We start from the raw sequence: 962 nt of genomic DNA, 5'->3' as shown, positions 1-962 counted from the left end.
TTGCTGTTGCTGCTGGCGGTGCCGGATGTGGGCATGGAAGTGGCCAAGGCCATTGGTGCCTTCTTTGCGGAAGCGGATAACGAGGTAGTGATCGACGGCTTGCTGGCGGAAGGGGTGAACCCGCAGGCCAGCGGGGTGCCCTCGGCAGCCTTTGTGAACAGCCTGACGCTGGCGCAGTTGCTGAAAGCCGCCAAGCGGTTGGGCATGAATCTTGAGGGCATTGGTGACAAGTCCTTGGAAACCCTCGGTGGGCACTTCCGCACCGTGGCGCAATTGAGCGTGGCGGCGGCTGAAGGCGCGGGCGCGGAACCCCAGGGCGTGCGCTCCGGGGTTATGACGCAGCTGGCCAGGGCACTGGCGGAGAACGGTTGGCAAGCCCGCTTGCAGGAGGCAGAGGATCAGGTTGCCGCTCTGTCTGCCCGCGCCCCGGCCCAGGCCGAAAGTCGGCCGTTGGAAGGGCAAACCTGGGTGCTTACCGGCACCCTGGAGCAGCTTACCCGTGACCAGGCCAAACAGGCGTTGCAGCAGTTGGGAGCAAAAGTGGCGGGGTCGGTGTCCAAAAACACCAGTACGGTGGTGGCGGGCGCGTCGGCCGGTTCCAAACTGGCGAAAGCGGAATCCTTGGGCGTTGAGGTGTGCGACGAAGCTGCGCTACTGTCCCTGTTGACCCAGCACGGCATTGACCCGGGAGCGTTATGAAAATCTGGCTACCCCTGCTGTTGGCGGCACTGACCCTGAGTGGCTGTGCCGGCACACCGACCAACACGGACAATGTCTGCGCGGTGTTCGATCAGAGGGGTGGCTGGTTCAATAACTGGTATAAGTACGCCAAGAACACCGAGAAGGAATACGGTGTGCCGGTACCGGTATTGATGGCAACCATCTACAAGGAATCGGGTTTCAACGCCAAGGCCAGGCCGCCCCGGACCAAGCTGCTGGGTTTCATTCCCTGGAAACGCCCG

At 62.6% G+C, this 962-nt stretch carries 1 protein-coding gene and 1 pseudogene; both read left to right on the top strand.

Features of this window, described 5'->3' with window-relative positions; genetic code table 11:
• The coding region (locus A3730_RS29290) for a BRCT domain-containing protein (protein WP_304439548.1) at positions 1-699 on the top strand (699 nt) is incomplete at its 5' end.
• Positions 696-962, top strand: a pseudogene (locus A3730_RS29285) (hypothetical protein); the annotation flags it as partial. The gene A3730_RS29290 and the pseudogene A3730_RS29285, both read left to right, overlap by 4 nt.

This window comes from Alcanivorax sp. HI0044, assembly GCF_001634945.1.
This window is presented reverse-complemented; position numbering and strand designations above follow the sequence as displayed.